Consider the following 18,532-nt stretch of genomic DNA (forward strand, 5'->3'; position numbering starts at 1 on the left):
TTTGCGCCTTTGAAGAACGGGTTTCAGGAGTTGATCAATGATCCAATTCACCAGCCTCATCCACGAGATCATGCCTGCGTGGCTCCGGCGGCGTTCGCGCCGGCGCATGCAGGACACCGAGACAACTTTCGATCCCTCGCGTCCTGAAGACGCCGATGCCGTCTGGCGAAAGGCTGTCGAGAGGGACCTGTTCGGCGCAAACACGCCCGACTATACCGAGACCGAACAGAAGAAACGCGATCACCACTGACGGAGGCTGTCAGCCTTCCGCGAAGACCAGCGAGACGTTGCCGCCGGCATGCCGTTCGAGCCGGCCGGCGAGGTCGAGCTCCAGGAGCACCATGAACACCTGTGCCGGATGCAGGCCGGTGTGGCGGATGATCTCGTCGATCGCCACCGGCGTCGGGCCGAGCGCTTCGGTCACCCTGGCGCGGTCGTTTTCGCCGGGTGGCGGCGTGGCCGAGAAATCGGGGGGATCTTCAAAGGGCGGCAGTTCGGGGGCCCGCAAACCGGTCAGCGGCGCGATTGCCCTGTGAATGTCGGCGGCTTCGGTGACCAAGGTGGCACCGTCCTTGAGCAGGCCATTGGTGCCGGCGGCGCGTGGATCAAGCGGCGAGCCGGGTACGGCGAAGACCAGCCGGCCCATTTCGCCTGCGAGCCTGGCGCTGATCAGGGACCCGGAACGCTGCGCCGCCTCGACCACCACCAGACCGACTGCCGCGCCCGCGACGAGGCGGTTGCGGCGCGGAAAATCCTGGGCACGCGGCTGCCAGCCGAACGGCATCTCCGAAATGATGGCGCCGCCGCGCTCGACGATCTCGTCGCACAGGCCGGCATTCTCAGGCGGGTAGGGCAGATCGAGGCCTCCGGCCAGCACGCCGATCGTGCCGGTCGAGAGGCTGCCCTGATGTGCTGAAGTGTCGATGCCGCGCGCGAGGCCGGAGATGATGGCGTAACCGTCGCGGCCAAGGTCGGTCGCCAGCATGCGCGCCATCTTGATGCCGGCGAGCGAGGCGTTGCGGGCGCCGACGATAGCCACCGCGGGCAGCCGAAACACCGCGCCTTCGCCTTTCACCGCCAGCAGCGGCGGCGGATGGTCCATGTTTTTCAACAGGGCGGGATAGTCCGGCTCGCCGATACCGACAAAGCGGGCGCCTGCCAGCCTTGCGGCCTCCAGTTCCGCTTCGGCCTCGGCGATCGAGGGAATGCGGGCGATCCTGCTGGCGCCGCCCGAAATCATCAGTTCCGGCAGCATTTCCAGCGCGACTTCGGCCGAACCGAAGCGGTTGATCAGGTCGCGAAAGGAGGCAGGACCTACATTCTGGGTGCGGATCAGCCGCAGCCAGCTCAACCGCTGCCGGTCGCTGAGGCGCGGTCCGGCGAGCGGCTTGCTCACTCCTTCGCCCCGATTTTGCCCTCGGTGCCGGCAAGCAGGCGTGAAATGTTGGCCCGGTGCTTGATGAAGACGATCAGGCTCATCACGACGAACAATGCGGCAATCTGCGGTGTGCTCAGGAAATAGAGGGCGATCGGCACGGCGACCGCGGCCGTCAGCGCTGCAAGCGAGGAGTAGCGGAACAGGAATGCCATGGCCAGCCAGACGATGGCGAAGATCAGCGCCACCTGCCAGGCAAGGCCGATCAGCACGCCGAGATAGGTGGCGACGCCCTTGCCTCCCTTGAATCCGAGCCAGATCGGGAAGAGATGGCCGAGGAAGGCGCCAAGGCCGGCCCAAGCGCCGAGTTCGGGCGCGAAATGGCCCGCGATCAGCACCGCGGCCGTGCCCTTCAGCGCGTCGAGCAGCAGCGTGGCCGCGGCAAGGCCCTTGTTGCCGGTGCGTAGCACATTTGTCGCGCCGATGTTGCCGGAGCCGATCTGGCGCACGTCGCCAAGCCCTGCCGCACGGGTCAGCAGAAGCCCGAACGGAATCGAGCCCAAGAAATAGCCGAGCACCAGCGCCGGGATCAGGTTGTAAGTCATTGTTCCCCCCGCATTTCCCCCTGACGGGCTGAATTCGGCGCGATGCGCCGCCGCCAGCTCAGACCGAGAACACTGTGCGGCCCGCCACCAGCGTTTGCAAGACCTTGCCCTGCAGGCGCGCGCCTTCGAAACAGGTGTTCTTCGAGCGCGAGCGAATGCCGCTTTCGCTGACGATCCAGGGTTCATCCAGATCGACAAGCGCAAGGTCCGCGACAGCGCCGGGCTTGAGCGTGCCGCCAGGCAGGCCGAACAGCCTTGCCGGCGCCGTGGACAAGGTCTCGATCAGCCGCGGCAGCGGCACGTCGCCATTGTGGTAGAGCCGCAAGGCGGCGCCCAGCAACGTTTCGAGCCCAATGGCGCCGGCTGCGGCGTCGGCGAAGGGCAGGCGCTTGGTGTCGACGTCCTGCGGATCGTGCGAGGAGACGATGATGTCGACCGTGCCGTCCCTGATCGCTTCGATCATCGCCAGGCGGTCTTCCTCGGCGCGCAGCGGCGGGGTCAACCGGAAGAAGGTGCGATATTCGCCGACATCGTTTTCGTTGAGTGACAGATTGTGGATCGACACGCCCGATGTGACGGTCGCGCCGTCGGTCTTCGCGCGCGCCACCGATGCCGCCGCCATCGCCGTCGATATCTTTGCCGCGTGGTAGGAGCCGCGCGTCAGGCGCGCCAGGGCAAGGTCGCGCTCCAGCGGGATGGTTTCGGCTTCACGCGGAATGCCGGAAAGCCCCAGCCAGCTGGCGTAGAGTCCCTCGTTCATCACGCCCGACGACGCGAGGTCGGCATCCTGGGTTTCGTGCACGATGGTTGTGCCGAAATCGCGGGCATAAGTCAGCGCCCGGCGCATCACCAGCGCGCTTGATATGGTGTGGCGGCCGTCGGTGAAGGCGGCGGCGCCGGCCTCGCGCAGCAGCCCGAATTCGGTCATCTCGCGGCCGTCGAGGCCCTTGGTGATGGCTGCGGCCGGGAAAATATTCACGATTGCCGTGTCCTTGGCGGTGCGCAGCACGAATTCGACCAGGGCCACATTGTCGATGACCGGATCGGTATCGGGCATCATGACGATCGAGGTGACGCCGCCGGCAGCCGCGGCGACACTTGCCGACGCGATCGTTTCGCGATGTTCTCCGCCCGGTTCGCCGATGAAGACGCGGCCGTCGATCAGGCCTGGAATGACCGCCTTGCCGGCGCAGTCGATGATGGTGGCGCCCTCGGGCGCCCCCTGGTTCAGCGCAGCCTTGCCGGCGGCGGCTATCTTCTTCCCCTCGACGATGACCGTCCCGGTCTCGTCTACGCCGCGCGAGGGGTCGATGATGCGGGCGCGCTCGAACACCGTGATGGTCATGCGCCGCGGCCCTCGTGGTTGCGGCGCGGGTCGAGCAGCGCTTCCATCACCGCCATGCGCACGGCGACGCCCATCTCGACCTGTTCCTGGATGACGCTCTGCGGGCCGTCGGCGATTTCCGAAGCGATCTCGACGCCACGGTTCATCGGGCCCGGATGCATCACCAGCGCATCGTCTTTCGCGGCCTTCAGCTTCTCGGCGTCGAGGCCGAAATAGCGGAAATATTCGCGCACCGAAGGCACGAAGGCGCCTTCCATTCGCTCGCGCTGCAGGCGCAGCATCATCACCACGTCGGCATCTTTCAGGCCCTCGGCCATTGAGCCGGTGACGATCACACCCATCCTGTCGATGCCCGCAGGCAGCAGCGTCGAGGGTGCGACGACGCGCACCTGCGCGCCGAGCGCATTGAGCAGCATGATGTTGGAGCGGGCGACGCGCGAATGCAGGATGTCGCCGCAGATCGCCACGATCAGTTTCGACAGCGGACCCTTGGCGCGACGGATGGTCAGCGCGTCAAGCAGCGCCTGTGTGGGGTGCTCGTGCGCGCCGTCCCCCGCATTGACCACGGAGCAGCCGACCTTCTGCGCCAGGAGGGCGGCCGCACCGGCCGACTGGTGGCGGATGATCAATATGTCGGGCCGCATGGCGTTCAGCGTCATGGCCGTGTCGATGAGCGTCTCGCCCTTCTTCACCGAGGAACTCGCCACCGACATGTTCATGACGTCGGCGCCGAGACGCTTTCCGGCCAGTTCGAACGACGACTGCGTCCGCGTCGAGGCTTCGTAGAAAAGGTTGATCTGGGTGCGGCCGCGCAGTGTCGAGGTTTTCTTCTCGGATTGTCGCGAGATCGCGACAGCCCGGTCCGCCCTGTCGAGCAGAAGCTCGATGTCGGCGGGGGAAAGATCGCGGATGCCCAGAAGATGGCGGTGGGGATAGAGTGGCAGGGACGAAGCGTCGGTCATCTCAAGGGGCTGCTATAGGGTGGACGTTCCATGGCTGCAAGCGCCAGCTTTGGATTGCGGCTGTTCTCCCCGGTATTTTCGTCGCGCGCCTTGGGCTATATCTAGCCCATGGCTCCGGATTCGTAGCCGCCTGGCAGTAAGGATGAAGCGTGACCGACGACGTGACGAACCAGCCGCCGCCGCTGACAGGCGGCAACGCCTGGCGGGGCGATCCGTTGCTGATCCAGCTTGCCGAGCGCTTTTCCGATCCGGTGCGCAAGGATCTCGACGGGCTCGGCCGCTTCGTGCTGACGCAGGAGGCTCAGGAACTGGCCCGCCTCGCCAATGTCGAAACGCCGAGGCTCAGGACGCATGATCGCCAGGGCCGGCGCATCGATCTGGTCGAGTTTCACCCCGCCTATCACGCCTTGATGCGCCGTTCCGTAGCCAACGGGCTGCACTCCTCGGTCTGGGAGAATGGCGATGCCGAGATCGGCCGCCGCCATCAGGTGCGCGCGGCCCGGTTCTACCTGACGGCCGAACTCGAGACCGGACATCTGTGTCCCATCACCATGACCAGCGCTTCGCTGGCAGCGCTGATGGCGAGCCCGAAACTGTTCCGCGAGTGGGCGCCGCGCGTGACGACGCGCAAATACGATCAGAGCCAAAAGCCGCCGGTCGAGAAGACCGGGCTTACGCTTGGCATGGGCATGACCGAGAAACAGGGCGGCACGGATGTGCGCGCCAATGTGACGAAGGCCGAGCGCGTCGGCAGCGGCTTCTATCGCCTGACCGGCCATAAATGGTTCATGTCGGCGCCGATGTCGGATGCATTCCTGGTGCTGGCGCAGGCGCCGGAGGGATTGTCGTGCTTCCTCGTGCCGCGCGTCCTTGGCGACGGCTCGGGCAACGGCTTCCGTTTCCAGCGCCTGAAGGACAAGCTCGGCAACCGGTCGAATGCGTCTTCCGAGGTGGAGTTCGTCAGCGCGATCGGCGAGATGGTCGGTGAGCCGGGCGCCGGCGTGAAGACGATCATGGACATGGTGACCTTGACCCGGCTCGACTGCGCCGTGGCGTCTTCGGCGATCATGCGGGCGGGTCTGGCCGAAGCCGTTCATCACGCCCGCCATCGCCAGGTGTTCGGCACCAACCTGATCGAGCAGCCGCTGATGCAGCGCGTGCTGGCCGACATGGCGCTCGACGTCGCCGCTGCCACGGCGCTGTCGTTCCGTCTGGCGCGTTCCTTCGACGAGGCGGCGAGCGATCGCGGCGAGGCGGCCTTTGCCCGTGCCATGACGCCGGTCGTCAAATATTGGGTCTGCAAAATCGCGCCGCCGCTGCTCTACGAGGCGATGGAATGCCTCGGCGGCAACGGCTATGTCGAGGAGGCGCCGCTCGCCCGCTACTATCGCGAAGCTCCGGTCAACGCTATCTGGGAAGGATCGGGCAATGTCATGGCGCTGGATGTGCTGCGCGTGCTTGGCCGCGCGCCGGGCCTATTCGAGGAGGTGCTTGCCGGCATCGATCGCGACCTGGGCGCGGGCGGACGCGGCACCATCGGTGTGCTGAAGGCGGCGATGCAAGTCGCCGCGACCGACGAAGGCTCGGCCCGCCTGCTGACGGAGCAACTGGCGCTGTCGGCGGCGGCGGCGGAATTGCGCCGGTTGGGGGCAGGGCGGATCGCCGATGCCTTCGTCGAGACGCGGCTGGCGGGCCAGTGGCGCAACACCTACGGCATGCTCGATTCGCGCCATGATGCGCGCATGATCATCGACACGCTCTATCCGCCAACCACCTGAGCAGCAGCCATGGACCACGCCTTGGTCATTCCCCCGCGCCGTTAACCTTAACAAATGGTTTCCGTTGCGAGGGCTGGCGGCAAAGCCCACTGTCATTCCTGTCGAAGCAGGAATCACGATGCGACAGGTATTGACCTCTTTTCTCGCCTTGCACTGGACGATCGTTTTCGCCCTGCTGGCGATCATCTGCATCGACGGAAACCGCGGCGTGGCCGGGGCGCTTGGCGTGCTGGGCGTGACAATCGAGAGCGCCCGCTTCGTCGACCTCGAAAATATCGTGGTGGTCGCGCCACTGGCCACGGCGCTGCTTATCGTGGCGGTGCTGTTCTTCTGGGCCTTTGTCGAGGCGCTGATCAACAATGCCAGCAATCAGGGCGCCGACAGCGTTGCCCGCATCGCCTTCATCAGCGCTTCCGGCGTGCTTTCGCTCATCCTGGTCGGTGGCGCGGCGCAAGGCATCAACGGGCTGTTCCTGGTCGTCGCCGTGCAATTGGCCGCACTTCTGGCCTCCTATGTCGCCATGCTTGCCGAGCGCCGCACCCTGGCCACATCGGATGAGGTTGAAATCCACGCCACGGCGCACAGCATGGCCAGGGCCGCAGCCCACAATTCGCTGCTTTCGCTGATATCGGGCCGACCCCAGCCGACCCGGAAGGGAGGCCGCTGATGCGTTACATCTTCGCATTGTGGGCGGCTCCGATGGCGCTTTTCTGGGGCTGGTTCTACCTGTCGCTCAACGACATGAATTTCGGCTACGTCATGCTGAGCCGGCAGTTGCATGATTTCGTCTTCCAACTCTACGGCCAGATGCTCGGCATCGACCCGACAATCATTCCCGGCATGGTGGGAAGAGCCTGCATATTCGACGGCCTGCTGCTGCTGGCGATCTGGGCGTTTCGCCGCCGTCGTGAAATCATCGGCTGGATCAGGGGGCGGGCGGCGGTTCCGGTGCAGTTCGAGCGGCTGCACCGAGCGAGCGAAGCCGGTCCAAAACTCCCTGCAGAATAAAGGCGGCTGCGGCCGAATCGATCTTGCCGGCGCGCTTGGCGCGCGAAAAATCCATCTCGATCAGCGTCCGTTCGGCGGCTACCGTCGACAGCCTCTCGTCCCATGGCAGGAAGGGAAGGTCGCTCAAGGCGGCCATGTTGCGTACGAAGGCGCGCGATTTCTGCGCGCGCGGACCTTCCGAGCCGTCCATGTTGACCGGCAGTCCAATCACCACCGCGCCGGCATTCTCCTTTTGCAGCAGATCCAGCAGCACGGCCGCGTCGAGCGAGAATTTCCGTCGGATGATGACCGGGCGCGGATGCGCGAAGGAAAAGCCACGGTCCGAAACGGCGACGCCGATGGTCTTGTCGCCGAGATCGAGCCCGGCAAGCGTCCTGCCGCCAGCCAGCCGTGCCGGCAATTCCTCGATGGTAATGATAGCCAACGGTTTTCCTTTGACCCGACAGCGCCGTCGCGGCGTTTTGAACACGCGAGGCCGTAACACTTTGCTCTTGAGCTGACGCCGTTCTATCCTCCGACGGAACAAAAATCGAGGAACTCGCTGATGAAACTCACTTGGTACGGACAATCCGCCTTCAAGATCGAGGTGGCGGGCGCAAGCATCCTGATGGACCCGTTCCTGAGCGGCAATCCGCTTTGGAAGAAAAGTTGGGAAGGCCCAGCCGAAGGTGTCACCCACGTGCTTTTGACGCATGGTCACGGAGACCATGTCGGCGATGCGCTGGAGATCCTCAAGAAGACCGGAGCGATGCTGGTCGCCAATCCCGAGGTCTGCGGCTATCTCGGCGGCCAGGGCGTCGACCAGAACAATATCAACCAGGGCAACACCGGTGGCACGGTGGACTGCGGCCCGTTCACGACGACTTTTGTCCAGGCATTGCATTCCTCGTCCTATGGGGACGGCATCTATATGGGTAATCCCTGCGGGCTGGTCCTGCATTTCCAGGACGACAAGACGCTCTATCACATGGGCGATACCGACATCTTCTCGGACATGGCGCTGGTCAACGAGCTGCATGAGCCGAAGATCGGCCTGGTGCCGGTCGGCGACCGCTTTACCATGGGAGGTGCTGTCGCGGCTCTCGCCTGCCGCCGCTATTTCAAGTTCGATGTCGCCGTGCCATGCCACTATGCGACTTTCGGCCTGCTCGACCAGACGCCCGACAAATTCGTCGCCGGAATGGAGAGTTCGGGCGTGAATGTCGTCGTGCCTGGGATCGGCGAGGCGGTCACACTATAAATTGAAAACGAATTAAACCATGGGCTTGAGGAACTCTCTTTGCGTTTCGATGCTGTTTGCGGCGTCGCCGGCGCTTGCCGCGGACGATTTCATTGAAGGGGTATACCTCAAGTCCGAGGAGCTCTGCGCACAGGCCAGGAAAGACACCCTGCAGACGCTGATCGATGCCGGCAACATCGTGCTGTCGGCCCATGGCCTGCAAGGGGTCGAATACAATTGCGAGTTCTTGCAGATCAGCAAGGCGACACGCTCGCCGAGCTGGGCGGTGACGGCCATTTGCCAGGAGCCGGGCTACGTTTTTCCCGACGTGCTCTCGGTGACGCAGATGAGCCCGACTCAGATCGATCTCGTCTCCGTCCGGCCCATCGAAGATGAGAGCGAGGCGAGCGGCAACAGCAGCAGCTACTATCTGTGCGAGGGCATGGCCCCGCCGTGAGGCCATTTGCCCGATTGTGGGCATGCACATGTTGCGCGCCGCGCGCGGCGCCGCTATAGGCCGGGGCTGGTTTTCCCGAGGCACAAACATGTCCGTTGACGTCAAGACAGTGAAGCGCGTCGCGCGTCTCGCCCGCATTGCGGTGAGCGAGGAAGATGCCGAACGCATGACCGGCGAGCTGAATGCCATACTGGGCTTCGTCGAACAGCTGAACGAGGTCGATGTTTCCGGGGTCGAGCCGATGACTTCGGTAACTCCTATGGGGATGAAGAAGCGCCAGGACGTCGTCACCGACAGCAACAAGGCTGCCGACATCGTCGCCAACGCGCCTGCCACGGAAGAGAACTTCTTCCTCGTGCCGAAGGTCGTGGAGTAACAGGCCGATGGCCATCGAAATCGCCATCGAGACGCCGCTGCAGGACGATGTGCGCGGCTTGGTCGCGGAGCTCAACGAGACGCTGCTCGAACTGACGCCGCCGGAACACTGCTATCATCTGACCGTCGAGCAGATGGCCGGCCGGGACACCACGGTCTTCGTCGCCCGCGACGACGGTCTTGCAATCGGTTGCGGGGCGCTGAAGCGCCATGACGGTGCCATAGGCGAGGTCAAGCGCATGTACACGCGGCCCACTCATCGCGGCCAGAAAATCGGCGCCAGGATCGTGGAGCGTGTCGAAGCGCTGGCGCGCGAGGAAGGATTGAAGCGTCTGGTGCTGGAGACGGGCGATCGCCATCCTGCCGCCTGGGCTGTCTATGAACGTTCCGGCTTCTCGCGTTGCGGTCCGGTGCTGGATTATCCCGATTCCGAGTGGTCGGTATTTTACGAAAAGAGCCTTGCCTGATGAGCGACCTGACCCGACTGACGATTTCGCAGGCCCGCGCCAAGCTGCGCGCCAAGGAAATCACCGCGACCGAGATTGCCGACGCCTATCTCGCTGCGATTGACCGCGCCAATCCGGCGCTCAACGCCTATGTCGTGGTAACCGGGGACAAGGCGCGCGACATGGCCAAGGCCTCCGACGCCAGGCTGGTCAAAGGCGAGGGCGGTGCGCTGGAAGGCATTCCGCTCGGCATTAAGGACCTGTTCGGCACCGAGGGCGTGCACACCCAGGCCTGCAGCCATGTGCTCGACGGTTTCAAGCCGCATTACGAATCGACCGTCACCTCCAATCTGTGGGCCGACGGGGCGGTCATGCTGGGCAAGCTCAACATGGACGAGTTCGCCATGGGCTCGTCCAACGAGACGTCCTATTACGGGCCGGTGGTCAACCCGTGGCGGCGTTCGCGCGTCGATACGATGGTGATGCCAACCACGCATCAGGGCGATGGCGGCTTCGTTTCGGCCGGCGGCACCAGGACCGCGCGCACCCTGGACAATGCGCAGCTGGTGCCGGGTGGCTCGTCGGGCGGCTCGGCCTCCGCCGTCTCGGCCTTCCTGTGCGCGGGCGCCACGGCCACCGACACTGGCGGCTCGATCCGCCAGCCGGCCGCGTTCACCGGCACGGTCGGCATCAAGCCGACCTATGGCCGCTGCTCGCGCTGGGGTATCGTCGCCTTCGCCTCGTCGCTCGACCAGGCCGGGCCGATCGCGCGCGACGTGCGCGATGCCGCGATCCTGCTCAGATCGATGGCCTCCGTCGATCCGAAGGATACGACCTCGGTGGACCGGCCGGTTCCGGACTACGAGGCGGCGATCGGCAAGCCGATCAAGGGCATGAAGGTTGGGATTCCCCGGGAATACCGCGTCGACGGCATGCCGGAGGAGATCGAGGCCCTTTGGCAGAAGGGCATTGCCTGGCTCAGGGATGCCGGCGCCGAGATCGTCGACATCTCCTTGCCGCACACCAAATACGCGCTACCGGCCTATTACATCGTGGCGCCCGCCGAAGCCTCGTCCAACCTTGCGCGCTATGACGGCGTCCGCTACGGCCTTCGCGTGCCGGGCAAGGACATCGTCGAGATGTATGAGAAGACCCGCGCCGCCGGCTTTGGCCGCGAGGTCAAGCGCCGGATCATGATCGGCACCTATGTGCTGTCGGCGGGCTATTACGACGCCTACTATCTGCAGGCGCAGAAGGTGCGCAATCTGATCAAGCGGGACTTCGAGAACGTCTTTGCCGCCGGCGTTGATGTCATCCTGACGCCGGCGACGCCATCTGCCGCCTTCGGCATTGCAGACGAGGACATGGCTTCCGATCCGGTGAAGATGTACCTGAACGACATCTTCACCGTCACCGTGAACATGGCGGGCCTGCCGGGCATTGCGGTGCCCGCCGGCCTAGACCCCAAGGGCTTGCCGCTTGGCCTGCAACTGATCGGCAGGCCGTTCGAGGAAGAGACGCTGTTCCAGACCGCTGCCGTCATCGAGCAGGCGGCCGGAACGTTCCAGCCGGAGAAGTGGTGGTAGGATCGTTTCTCATCTAAGGGGTGAGGGATGTTCTTCTATCTTTCGAAAATCTTCTGGTTCTTTATCCAGCCGCTTAACCTGACGATCTTCCTGCTGCTGGCGGGGCTGGTCGCGGCATTTTTCGGCCGCCGGCGGCTGGCAGCCATCGGCGGCGTGCTGGCGTTTTTGGTTCTGGCGCTTTCGGCCTGGACCTCGCTCGGCGCATTACTGCTCAACCCGCTTGAGGAACGCTTTCCGCGCCCGCCGCTGCCGCAAAAAGTCGATGGCATCGTAGTGCTCGGCGGCGGCTTCGAGGGCGGCATCAATCTGGTGCGCGGCGGTTATGAGCTGAACAGCGGCGGCGACCGGATGGTCGAGACGGCCGTGCTGGCGCGGCGCTTTCCCGATGCCAAGGTGGTCGTCTCTGGCGGCAATGGCGAATTGTTCCTCGAAGGCGAGGGCGATGCCGCCACCGCGCCGCGCCTGCTTGGCGCGCTCGGCGTGGCGCCGGAGCGCCTGATCCTCGAGGGCAAATCTCGCAACACCTATGAGAATGCCGTCTTCACGAACGCCTTGATAGCGCCGAAGCCGGGCGAAACCTGGCTGCTGGTCACCTCGGCCTACCATATGCCGCGCGCCAAGGCGCTGTTCGACAAGGCCGGCTTCGCGACCGTCCCGTGGCCGGTCGACTATCGAACGTCGGGACGCGAAGGCATCGGCCTGTTCCGCGACAATCCGGCCGATGCGCTGCAGGCGGCCACAATGGCGATCCGCGAATGGATAGGGCTGTTCGCCTATTGGCTGTCCGGCCGCATCGATCGGCCTTTTCCCGCACCTGGCGGCTGACCGATCACGGCGCGGCGCGCCGCCGAGAAGAACTGGCGCCGCACCAGAACGGCCAGGAGCAGAAGCGTCGACAGCACGAACACCACCGGATCGACGAACCAGCCGAGATAGCCGATCGAAAAGAACACGCCGCGCAGGCCGGAATTAAAATGCTTGCCTGCCAGCATGTTCATCTGCGCCGCCCTCCACACCGCCGTTTCGGTGACCGGGTTGCGCGAGGCTTCGCCATGCGGGATCGGCACAGCACCGATCAGGATCGAGCAATAGTTGAACAGACGGTAGGCCCAGCCGAACTTGAAGAACGAAAACGCCAGGATCAGCACCAGTCCCAGCACCTTGATCTGAAAAGCCGGGCGCGACGAGGCGCCGCCCAGAGGCAGGGTGCTCAACACCTCGAGGACGCGGTCGGAGGCACCGAGCAAGGCAAAGCAGCCGCCAAGCGCGATCAGGGAACTGGAGGCGAAGAAGGCGGTGCCTTGCTGCAGGCCACCCATGATGGCTGTGTCGACGATGCGGATCTCACGCTCGGCCATCCGGTGCATCCAGGCCTGACGCTGCGCATTCATCGCCGTTGTCAGCGACATGCGGCTGACCAGCACGCCGTCCGAGGCGAGCGTATGCAGAACCCACGCAATGAGGAAGAACGCCAACGCCGCGAGATCGGCTGTCGAAAGATCGAGGGAATCGCCCATTGGCGGAACCCTATCACATCCAGTGCGATTGCTTCGATCGTCCGCCGGCAGCGACGGCCATGTCGCTGCCGGAGCAAACAAGGTCGGCGGGCGCTGCGCCGCGCCGTTCAAAACAGCGGAAACATCGCGGGAGTTCCTATATGTAGTCCCAGAGCGGCTTCGGGAGATTGTGGCGCGTGTTCCTTTCGGTTTTCGACCTGTTCAAGATCGGCATCGGACCATCGAGTTCGCACACGATGGGACCGATGACGGCCGCCCGCCGTTTCCTCGACGAGATCGCCGGAGACGACTGGCCGCGTCCGGTCGGCGCCAAGGTCGCTCGCATCGGCGCCAGCCTGCACGGCTCGCTCGCCTATACGGGCATCGGCCATGGCAGCGACCGTGCCGTCATTCTCGGCCTTGCCGGCCAGACGCCGCAGACGGTCGACCCTGACCAGGCGGACGGCATTGTCGCTCGCATCACCGCCGACAAGCTGGTTTCACCGCGCGGTCATCCTTCCTACCGTTTCGATCCGGCCAGCGATCTGGTGCTCGATCGCAAGACGCCGCTCCCCGGCCACGCCAACGGCATGGCGTTTTATGCCTATGACGCTGGCGACCGCCTGCTGCTCAAGCGGATCTATTATTCGATCGGCGGCGGCTTCGTGGTTTCGGAAGAAGAGCTGCAGCGCATGAAAGCCAAGGGTTCGGTGACGACCGAAGGCAAAAAAGTCCCTTATCCCTTCAAGAACGCCCTCGAGATGCTGAAGATGGCTGGCAAGAGCGGCCTTTCCATTGCCGAGATGAAGCGGGTCAACGAGGAAACACAAATGTCGCGCGATGAGCTCGACGACGGCCTCGACGCCATCTGGGGTGCCATGAAGAGTTGCATCGAGCGCGGCCTGTCGCAGGACGGCATCATGCCGGGCGGGCTGAAGGTGCGCCGCCGGGCCAGGCAATTGCACGACAAGCTGCAGGAGCAGTGGCAGCAGAACCGGCCCAATCCGCTGCTCGCCAATGACTGGCTGTCGATCTATGCCATGGCCGTCAACGAGGAGAATGCGGCCGGCGGGCGCGTCGTCACCGCGCCGACCAACGGCGCGGCCGGCACGCTGCCGGCAGTACTGCGCTACTGGCTGCATTTCCATCCCGAGGCCGACCAGCCCAGCATTCGCGATTTCCTGCTCACGGCAGCCGCCGTCGGCGGCATCATCAAGTCCAATGCGTCCATCTCCGGCGCCGAGGTCGGCTGCCAGGGCGAAGTCGGCTCGGCTTCGGCCATGGCGGCGGCCGGCCTGTGCGCCGTCATGGGCGGCACGCCCGAACAGGTCGAGAACGCCGCCGAGATCGCGCTGGAGCACCATCTGGGCATGACCTGCGATCCGGTCGGCGGGCTGGTGCAGGTGCCCTGCATCGAGCGCAATGCGCTGGGCGCGGTCAAGGCGGTGACGGCCGCCTCGCTTGCCATCAAGGGCGACGGCACCCATTTCGTGCCGCTGGACGCCGCGATCGAGACGATGCGCCAGACCGGCCTCGACATGAACGAGAAGTACAAGGAGACCAGCCTCGGCGGGCTGGCGGTCAATGTGGTGGAGTGTTGAGCCCGCTGGCACTGTGGAGAACTTGCTCAGGCCGTTGACGCATCCGTGCGACGGATTAAATCTTGGGCGATGGCTCTCAACCTCCTAAAGCTCTGCGTCGGCTGCGACAGCGTCGAGGATCTCGAAGAATGGATCGCGTTCCGCCTCGACGAGCGGCGCCGTGCCGGCGAACCGGCCGAGCATTGGCACACCACCCGCATGGTGCCGACGCGCGCCGATGAGGTTACCGACGGTGGCTCGCTCTACTGGGTGATCAAGGGAAGTGTGCAATGCCGGCAGTTGATCACCGAGATCCGGCCATTCACCGATGACGAGGGCATCGGCCGCTGCCATCTGATGCTGGATCCGCAAGTGGTGCGCACCGACTGGCAGCCGCGCCGCGCCTTTCAGGGCTGGCGCTATCTAAAGCCATCGGATGCACCCGCCGATCTCGGCAAGGGCAAGCCGGGGCAGGTCGAAATGCCGCCGAAACTCCGGCGCGAGCTCGCCGATCTCGGCCTGCTCTAAATCACTATCGGCTTGTTCCGAGCAGCCCATTGGCTTGCTCCGAGCAGCCAGTTGGCTTGCTCCGGGGCAATCTGGCGGCATGGTCGGCCCGTATAGGCGGACTGCGGTTGCTGGCCCTCAATGTTGCTGTCCGTTGGACTTGCAAGCGTCGCGACAACGCCACATCTTGAAAATCATGAGCGATAGGAACCATCCGGTTTCGATATCTGACGCACTCGCACCGACCACATCGCGCCGCGGCGTGGTGGGATGCGGACCATGTGTCGCGCAAGGTCATGATTGCGGCGCAGAAATAACACCCGGTGGCGGCATGCTCGTGTTCAGGAATAGTCTGGAAAACCGGCCGATCGCCGGGCACTCACGGGGCAGTGGAATATGATAGGCGCGATCATCGCTGTCGTCGCATTGCTGCTGGTGCTGATGGGCTTGGCAACGGCTTTCGTGCGGGCCGACCCGAGCAGGCTGGCAGGCGACATGAGGAAGGTTGGGCCGGTTTTGCTGGCATTGGTCGGCGGCGCCGTGCTGCTGGTCGGGCGCGGAGGTCTCGGCGGCATCATCCTGCTCGCAGCGATCGCCTGGTACGGCTCGATGCGGCTGAACCGGCGAGCCGTGATGCCGGCGCGGAGACGCTCGACCGTACGCACGGCGGCGCTGGAAATGGACCTCGATCACGATACAGGAGGCCTTGAAGGCCTTGTCCTGGCAGGCCGCCATGAAGGCAAGATGCTTGGTGCGATGGGCAAAGCCGAATTGCTGCAGCTGTTTCGCGAACTCTCCGGTGACCCGGAGAGCCGGCAACTGCTAGAGACGTATCTTGACGGCAGATTTCCCGTCTGGCGCAAAAACGCTGAGGCGCACAGTGGCGAAGGGCTGGGTATTGCGCCAGGTCCGGGCGCCATGACTAAGGAGGAGGCCTACAAGGTCCTTGGTCTTGAAGCGGGGGCCGCCGCGGCGGATGTCCGCAAGGCGCACCGCCGCCTGATGCAACGCCTGCACCCCGATATCGGCGGCACGTCTTTCCTGGCGGCGCGGATCAACGAAGCCAAGGACGTCTTGCTCTCCAATCACAACTAGTCTCCTTCGACGCAGAAATTTTCCGGGAGATATCTTCTACGCCGTCCCTACTGCTGGACGGCGTAGCACTCGATTTTCTTCTTCTTGAGGGCGGTGCAGGCCTTCCAGGCCGCGGTCTTGGAACCGAAGCCGCCGAAGCGGGCGCGGTAGTACGTGACGCCGTCCTTGTCGAAGGCGACGGTGAAGCCGGAGGCATCTGCCAGCACCTTGGGCGCCTGCTTGGTGGTCTTGTCGAGGAAGGCCTGGGCTTCGGACTGTTTCGGCGACGAGGCGACCTGAATGGCCCAACCCGACGGCACCGACGCGGTATTGACCGGGTCGACGGCCGGCGCGGGCTCGGCATAAGCGGACACCACCTGTGCCGTGGCGACCTTGGGGGCGGAGACGATAACCGTCTTCACCTTCTTTGCCGGAACAACCACTTTGGTTTCTTCGGCTGCGTTATCGTCGGCGTCCTCGCTGTCGCCCTGGGCTACCGTCGCGTCGTCGGCAACGGCCTCGTCCGCGTCATCGGCGCTGGCCACCGCCATCGGCTTCTCATCCGGAGTCGGTGCGTCGTGCTTGGGCAACAGCACTCTGGCCAATGCCGTCACCGGGTTGCCGCTATCGGCCTTTGCGACCAGATCGCCGCCGCCCCGGGTCGATGCCCGCGGCAGATAGGTGTTGATCAGGGCCGCCATCTGATTGTCGCGGCTGCTGCCCGAGGTGCCGCCCATGACCACGCCGACAATGCGACGGTTGCCGTCGGAAACCGACGAAACCAGGTTGAAGCCCGAAGCGCGGGTGTAGCCGGTCTTGATGCCGTCGACGCCCTTGATGCGTCCAAGCAGGCGGTTGTGGCCGTTGATGCGCTGGCGGCCATAGAGGAAGGAGCGCTGCGAGAAATAGCCGTAATATTGCGGGAAATGTTCGCGCAGCGCGATGCCGAGCGTTGCCATGTCGCGCGCAGTGGTGAACTGGCCGGGATCGGGCAGGCCGTTGGCGTTGCGGAAGACGGTGCCGTTCATACCGAGCTGCCGCGCCTTGGCAGTCATCATGCGGGCGAAGTTGGTCTCGTTGCCGCCGAGCATTTCGCCGAGCGCGGTGGCCGAATCATTGGCCGATTTGGTCACCATCGACAGGATGGCGGTCTCGACCGCCACCGATCCGCCCGGCTTCACGCCGAGCTTCGTCGGCGGCTCTGCCGCGGCATGAGCCGAGAAGACGACCGGCGAGTTCCGGCTGATCTTGCCCTTGGCCAGAGCCTCGAAAGTCAAATAAAGCGTCATCATCTTGGTGAGCGAGGCGGGATAACGCCGGGCGTTGGCATCCGAGGAGTAGAGCACCTTGCCGGTCTTGGCGTCGACCACGATGGCCGCGGACTTCGCGGCGAGCGACGAGGCCGCACTTGCAACGACGATGGTCATCGCCACGGCCATGATCATGACCGTTTTGAAAGGGGACGCGGATTTGGAAACGATGCCCGACAACGCCTGACGCACTGATAGTTCCTTTGAATTTCTTGTTGCGCTGGAGGCGGCAAAGGGATCCTGCCTCACTTCCGGGCAAGCTATCCGGGCAGCGTTACCAATCCGTTTATGGTAACCGCCGCGTTCACCATTTTCTGGTGGTTTGAGCCTCTGTTTATTCGAATTTTAGCCATTGCCCACACGGGCCAGCACGGAAGCTGGCGATTTCTTGACTTTTGTGCGCCGCACAATATATTCGGGTGCATTGCACAAGGCGCTCGGGGCAGGGCGCATCAACCGTCCAGGGAGAATTGAAATGACGCAGACCTATGAGGACTTCAGCAAATACGGCAAAGAGTTCGCCGACACCGGCTTGAAGAGCTTCGCCTCTTTGTCCAAGGGCGCGCAGGCAATTGCGGCCGAGGCCGGCGAATACACCAAGAAGAGCTTCGAGGCCGGCAGCGCCGCTTTCGAGAAGATTGTTTCGGCCAAGTCGCTCGACAAGGCGATCGAGGTCCAGTCCGACTATGCCAAGCAGTCCTATGAGGCGTTCGTCGCCGAGGCCACCAAGATCGGCGACCTCTATGCCGAACTCGCCAAGGAAGCCTACAAGCCGTTCGAATCGATCGTTGCCAAGGCGAAGTAATTTCGTTCGGCAGTACGAGATCTGGGCCCATTGGGCCAAGACAGAGCCCGGCCGCGCCAGCGTGGCCGGGTTTTTTCATGTCAATTTCCGTTCAGGGGCCTGGCACCCCTTCACGATTGCGAAAATCGGCCAAGTTGGGCACCTAGCCATATTGTCAGCTAACCAGAAGGGCTTAAAATCGTCCATCGAACACCTACATGTCGAACTCGCATGAGGATTCGAAAGAGGCAGGATTACGTGACGATCGGTTTGACTGCCACCAAGGCACGGATGCAGAACGGCAGCGGCGACGGCAATGAGGCCGGCCGCGGCACGGCGGTCATCACGCGCACAAAGACCAAGACCAAGAAACCCAGCCTCTATCGGGTCCTCATCCTGAACGACGACTACACACCGATGGAGTTCGTGGTTCACGTGCTGGAACGTTTTTTCCAGAAGGACCGCGAAGCCGCCACACGCATCATGCTTCATGTTCACAATCATGGAGTGGGCGAGTGCGGGGTCTATACATTCGAGGTGGCCGAGACCAAAGTGTCCCAGGTCATGGATTTCGCCCGACAAAATCAGCATCCGCTGCAATGCGTGATGGAGAAGAAGTGAGGTA

Annotated in this window: 22 protein-coding genes; 15 read left to right on the forward strand and 7 right to left on the reverse strand. The window is 64.0% G+C overall.

Going from position 1 to position 18,532, the window contains the following annotated elements; genetic code table 11:
* Positions 1–37 precede the first annotated feature (37 nt).
* The gene (locus tag LB545_RS19410) at positions 38–250 is read left to right on the forward strand and encodes a hypothetical protein (RefSeq protein WP_140498769.1); all 213 of its coding nucleotides are present in this window, start codon (positions 38–40) and stop codon (positions 248–250) included.
* Positions 251–259: 9 nt separating this feature from the next.
* Here the strand turns inward: LB545_RS19410 and dprA are convergent, their stop codons facing one another.
* The 4 genes from dprA to LB545_RS19430 are packed head-to-tail and all read right to left on the reverse strand — an operon-like array spanning position 260 to position 4,287.
* Positions 260–1,396 (reverse strand): DNA-processing protein DprA, encoded by a 1,137-nt coding sequence (gene dprA / locus LB545_RS19415; RefSeq protein ID WP_140525337.1) that lies wholly within the window; start codon positions 1,394–1,396, stop codon positions 260–262.
* Positions 1,393–1,980 (reverse strand): glycerol-3-phosphate 1-O-acyltransferase PlsY, encoded by a 588-nt coding sequence (plsY, locus tag LB545_RS19420; protein WP_140515331.1) that lies wholly within the window; start codon positions 1,978–1,980, stop codon positions 1,393–1,395. The genes dprA and plsY overlap by 4 nt, the downstream gene beginning before the upstream one ends.
* Before the next feature lie 58 nt (positions 1,981–2,038).
* Positions 2,039–3,325, reverse strand: coding sequence for a dihydroorotase (locus tag LB545_RS19425; protein ID WP_224705665.1), 1,287 nt, complete (start codon positions 3,323–3,325; stop codon positions 2,039–2,041).
* Positions 3,322–4,287: an aspartate carbamoyltransferase catalytic subunit gene (locus LB545_RS19430; protein ID WP_140525335.1), complete on the reverse strand. Its 966-nt coding sequence runs from the start codon at positions 4,285–4,287 to the stop codon at positions 3,322–3,324. Before LB545_RS19430 ends, LB545_RS19425 begins: the two co-directional genes overlap by 4 nt.
* A 149-nt stretch (positions 4,288–4,436) precedes the next feature.
* On the opposite strand from LB545_RS19430, the gene LB545_RS19435 reads away from it, so the two are divergent.
* From LB545_RS19435 to LB545_RS19445, 3 genes are all read left to right on the forward strand, one after another.
* Positions 4,437–6,065, forward strand: coding sequence for a DNA alkylation response protein (locus tag LB545_RS19435; RefSeq protein ID WP_224705666.1), 1,629 nt, complete (start codon positions 4,437–4,439; stop codon positions 6,063–6,065).
* Between the two features lie 118 nt (positions 6,066–6,183).
* On the forward strand, positions 6,184–6,732 hold the full coding sequence (locus tag LB545_RS19440) for a hypothetical protein (protein WP_224705667.1): 549 nt from the start codon (positions 6,184–6,186) through the stop codon (positions 6,730–6,732).
* A complete protein-coding gene (locus LB545_RS19445; RefSeq protein WP_140656324.1) occupies positions 6,732–7,073 on the forward strand; it encodes a DUF6105 family protein in 342 nt (113 codons plus the stop codon). Before LB545_RS19440 ends, LB545_RS19445 begins: the two co-directional genes overlap by 1 nt.
* Here the strand turns inward: LB545_RS19445 and ruvX are convergent.
* Positions 6,991–7,497 (reverse strand): Holliday junction resolvase RuvX, encoded by a 507-nt coding sequence (gene ruvX, locus LB545_RS19450; RefSeq protein WP_140560937.1) that lies wholly within the window; start codon positions 7,495–7,497, stop codon positions 6,991–6,993. The genes LB545_RS19445 and ruvX overlap by 83 nt on opposite strands.
* A 120-nt stretch (positions 7,498–7,617) precedes the next feature.
* Here ruvX and LB545_RS19455 point away from each other — a divergent pair, with 120 nt between their 5' ends.
* The 6 genes from LB545_RS19455 (at position 7,618) to LB545_RS19480 (ending at position 11,981) form a co-directional block, all read left to right on the forward strand.
* Complete coding sequence (locus LB545_RS19455) at positions 7,618–8,313, forward strand: metal-dependent hydrolase (RefSeq protein WP_140515338.1); 696 nt, start codon at positions 7,618–7,620, stop codon at positions 8,311–8,313.
* Between the two features lie 19 nt (positions 8,314–8,332).
* Complete coding sequence (locus LB545_RS19460; protein WP_140557722.1) at positions 8,333–8,749, forward strand: hypothetical protein; 417 nt, start codon at positions 8,333–8,335, stop codon at positions 8,747–8,749.
* Positions 8,750–8,837: 88 nt separating this feature from the next.
* On the forward strand, positions 8,838–9,125 hold the full coding sequence (gene gatC, locus LB545_RS19465; RefSeq protein WP_224705668.1) for an Asp-tRNA(Asn)/Glu-tRNA(Gln) amidotransferase subunit GatC: 288 nt from the start codon (positions 8,838–8,840) through the stop codon (positions 9,123–9,125).
* Between the two features lie 7 nt (positions 9,126–9,132).
* A complete protein-coding gene (locus LB545_RS19470) occupies positions 9,133–9,591 on the forward strand; it encodes a GNAT family N-acetyltransferase (RefSeq protein ID WP_140664370.1) in 459 nt (152 codons plus the stop codon).
* Positions 9,591–11,156 (forward strand): amidase, encoded by a 1,566-nt coding sequence (locus tag LB545_RS19475; RefSeq protein WP_140557719.1) that lies wholly within the window; start codon positions 9,591–9,593, stop codon positions 11,154–11,156. The genes LB545_RS19470 and LB545_RS19475 overlap by 1 nt, the downstream gene beginning before the upstream one ends.
* 27 nt (positions 11,157–11,183) lie before the next feature.
* Positions 11,184–11,981 (forward strand): YdcF family protein, encoded by a 798-nt coding sequence (locus LB545_RS19480; RefSeq protein ID WP_224705669.1) that lies wholly within the window; start codon positions 11,184–11,186, stop codon positions 11,979–11,981.
* Here LB545_RS19480 and LB545_RS19485 read toward each other — a convergent pair.
* Positions 11,930–12,673, reverse strand: a complete 744-nt coding sequence (locus tag LB545_RS19485; protein ID WP_140557715.1) for a DUF599 domain-containing protein — start codon at positions 12,671–12,673, stop codon at positions 11,930–11,932. The genes LB545_RS19480 and LB545_RS19485 overlap by 52 nt on opposite strands.
* A gap of 176 nt (positions 12,674–12,849) precedes the next feature.
* Here LB545_RS19485 and LB545_RS19490 point away from each other — a divergent pair, with 176 nt between their 5' ends.
* The 3 genes from LB545_RS19490 (at position 12,850) to LB545_RS19500 (ending at position 15,834) form a co-directional block, all read left to right on the forward strand.
* Positions 12,850–14,253, forward strand: coding sequence for an L-serine ammonia-lyase (locus LB545_RS19490; RefSeq protein WP_140729168.1), 1,404 nt, complete (start codon positions 12,850–12,852; stop codon positions 14,251–14,253).
* A 69-nt stretch (positions 14,254–14,322) separates the two neighbouring features.
* Entirely contained in the window at positions 14,323–14,760 is a 438-nt protein-coding gene (locus LB545_RS19495; RefSeq protein ID WP_140498734.1) for a DUF1489 family protein, read from the forward strand.
* Between the two features lie 375 nt (positions 14,761–15,135).
* Complete coding sequence (locus tag LB545_RS19500; protein WP_181168628.1) at positions 15,136–15,834, forward strand: DnaJ domain-containing protein; 699 nt, start codon at positions 15,136–15,138, stop codon at positions 15,832–15,834.
* 47 nt (positions 15,835–15,881) lie between these two features.
* On the opposite strand, the gene LB545_RS19505 is transcribed toward LB545_RS19500, so the two are convergent.
* Entirely contained in the window at positions 15,882–17,315 is a 1,434-nt protein-coding gene (locus LB545_RS19505; RefSeq protein WP_224705670.1) for a D-alanyl-D-alanine carboxypeptidase, read from the reverse strand.
* Between the two features lie 283 nt (positions 17,316–17,598).
* Here LB545_RS19505 and LB545_RS19510 point away from each other — a divergent pair, with 283 nt between their 5' ends.
* Positions 17,599–17,928 carry a phasin family protein gene (locus tag LB545_RS19510; RefSeq protein ID WP_140498728.1) on the forward strand — a complete coding sequence of 110 codons (330 nt, stop codon included), beginning with the start codon at positions 17,599–17,601 and terminating at the stop codon, positions 17,926–17,928.
* Between the two features lie 270 nt (positions 17,929–18,198).
* Positions 18,199–18,528, forward strand: coding sequence for an ATP-dependent Clp protease adapter ClpS (gene clpS, locus LB545_RS19515; RefSeq protein WP_027051901.1), 330 nt, complete (start codon positions 18,199–18,201; stop codon positions 18,526–18,528).
* Positions 18,529–18,532: the final 4 nt, after the last annotated feature.

Source organism: Mesorhizobium sp. BR1-1-6 (genome assembly GCF_020165355.1).
Lineage (GTDB): Bacteria > Pseudomonadota > Alphaproteobacteria > Rhizobiales > Rhizobiaceae > Mesorhizobium.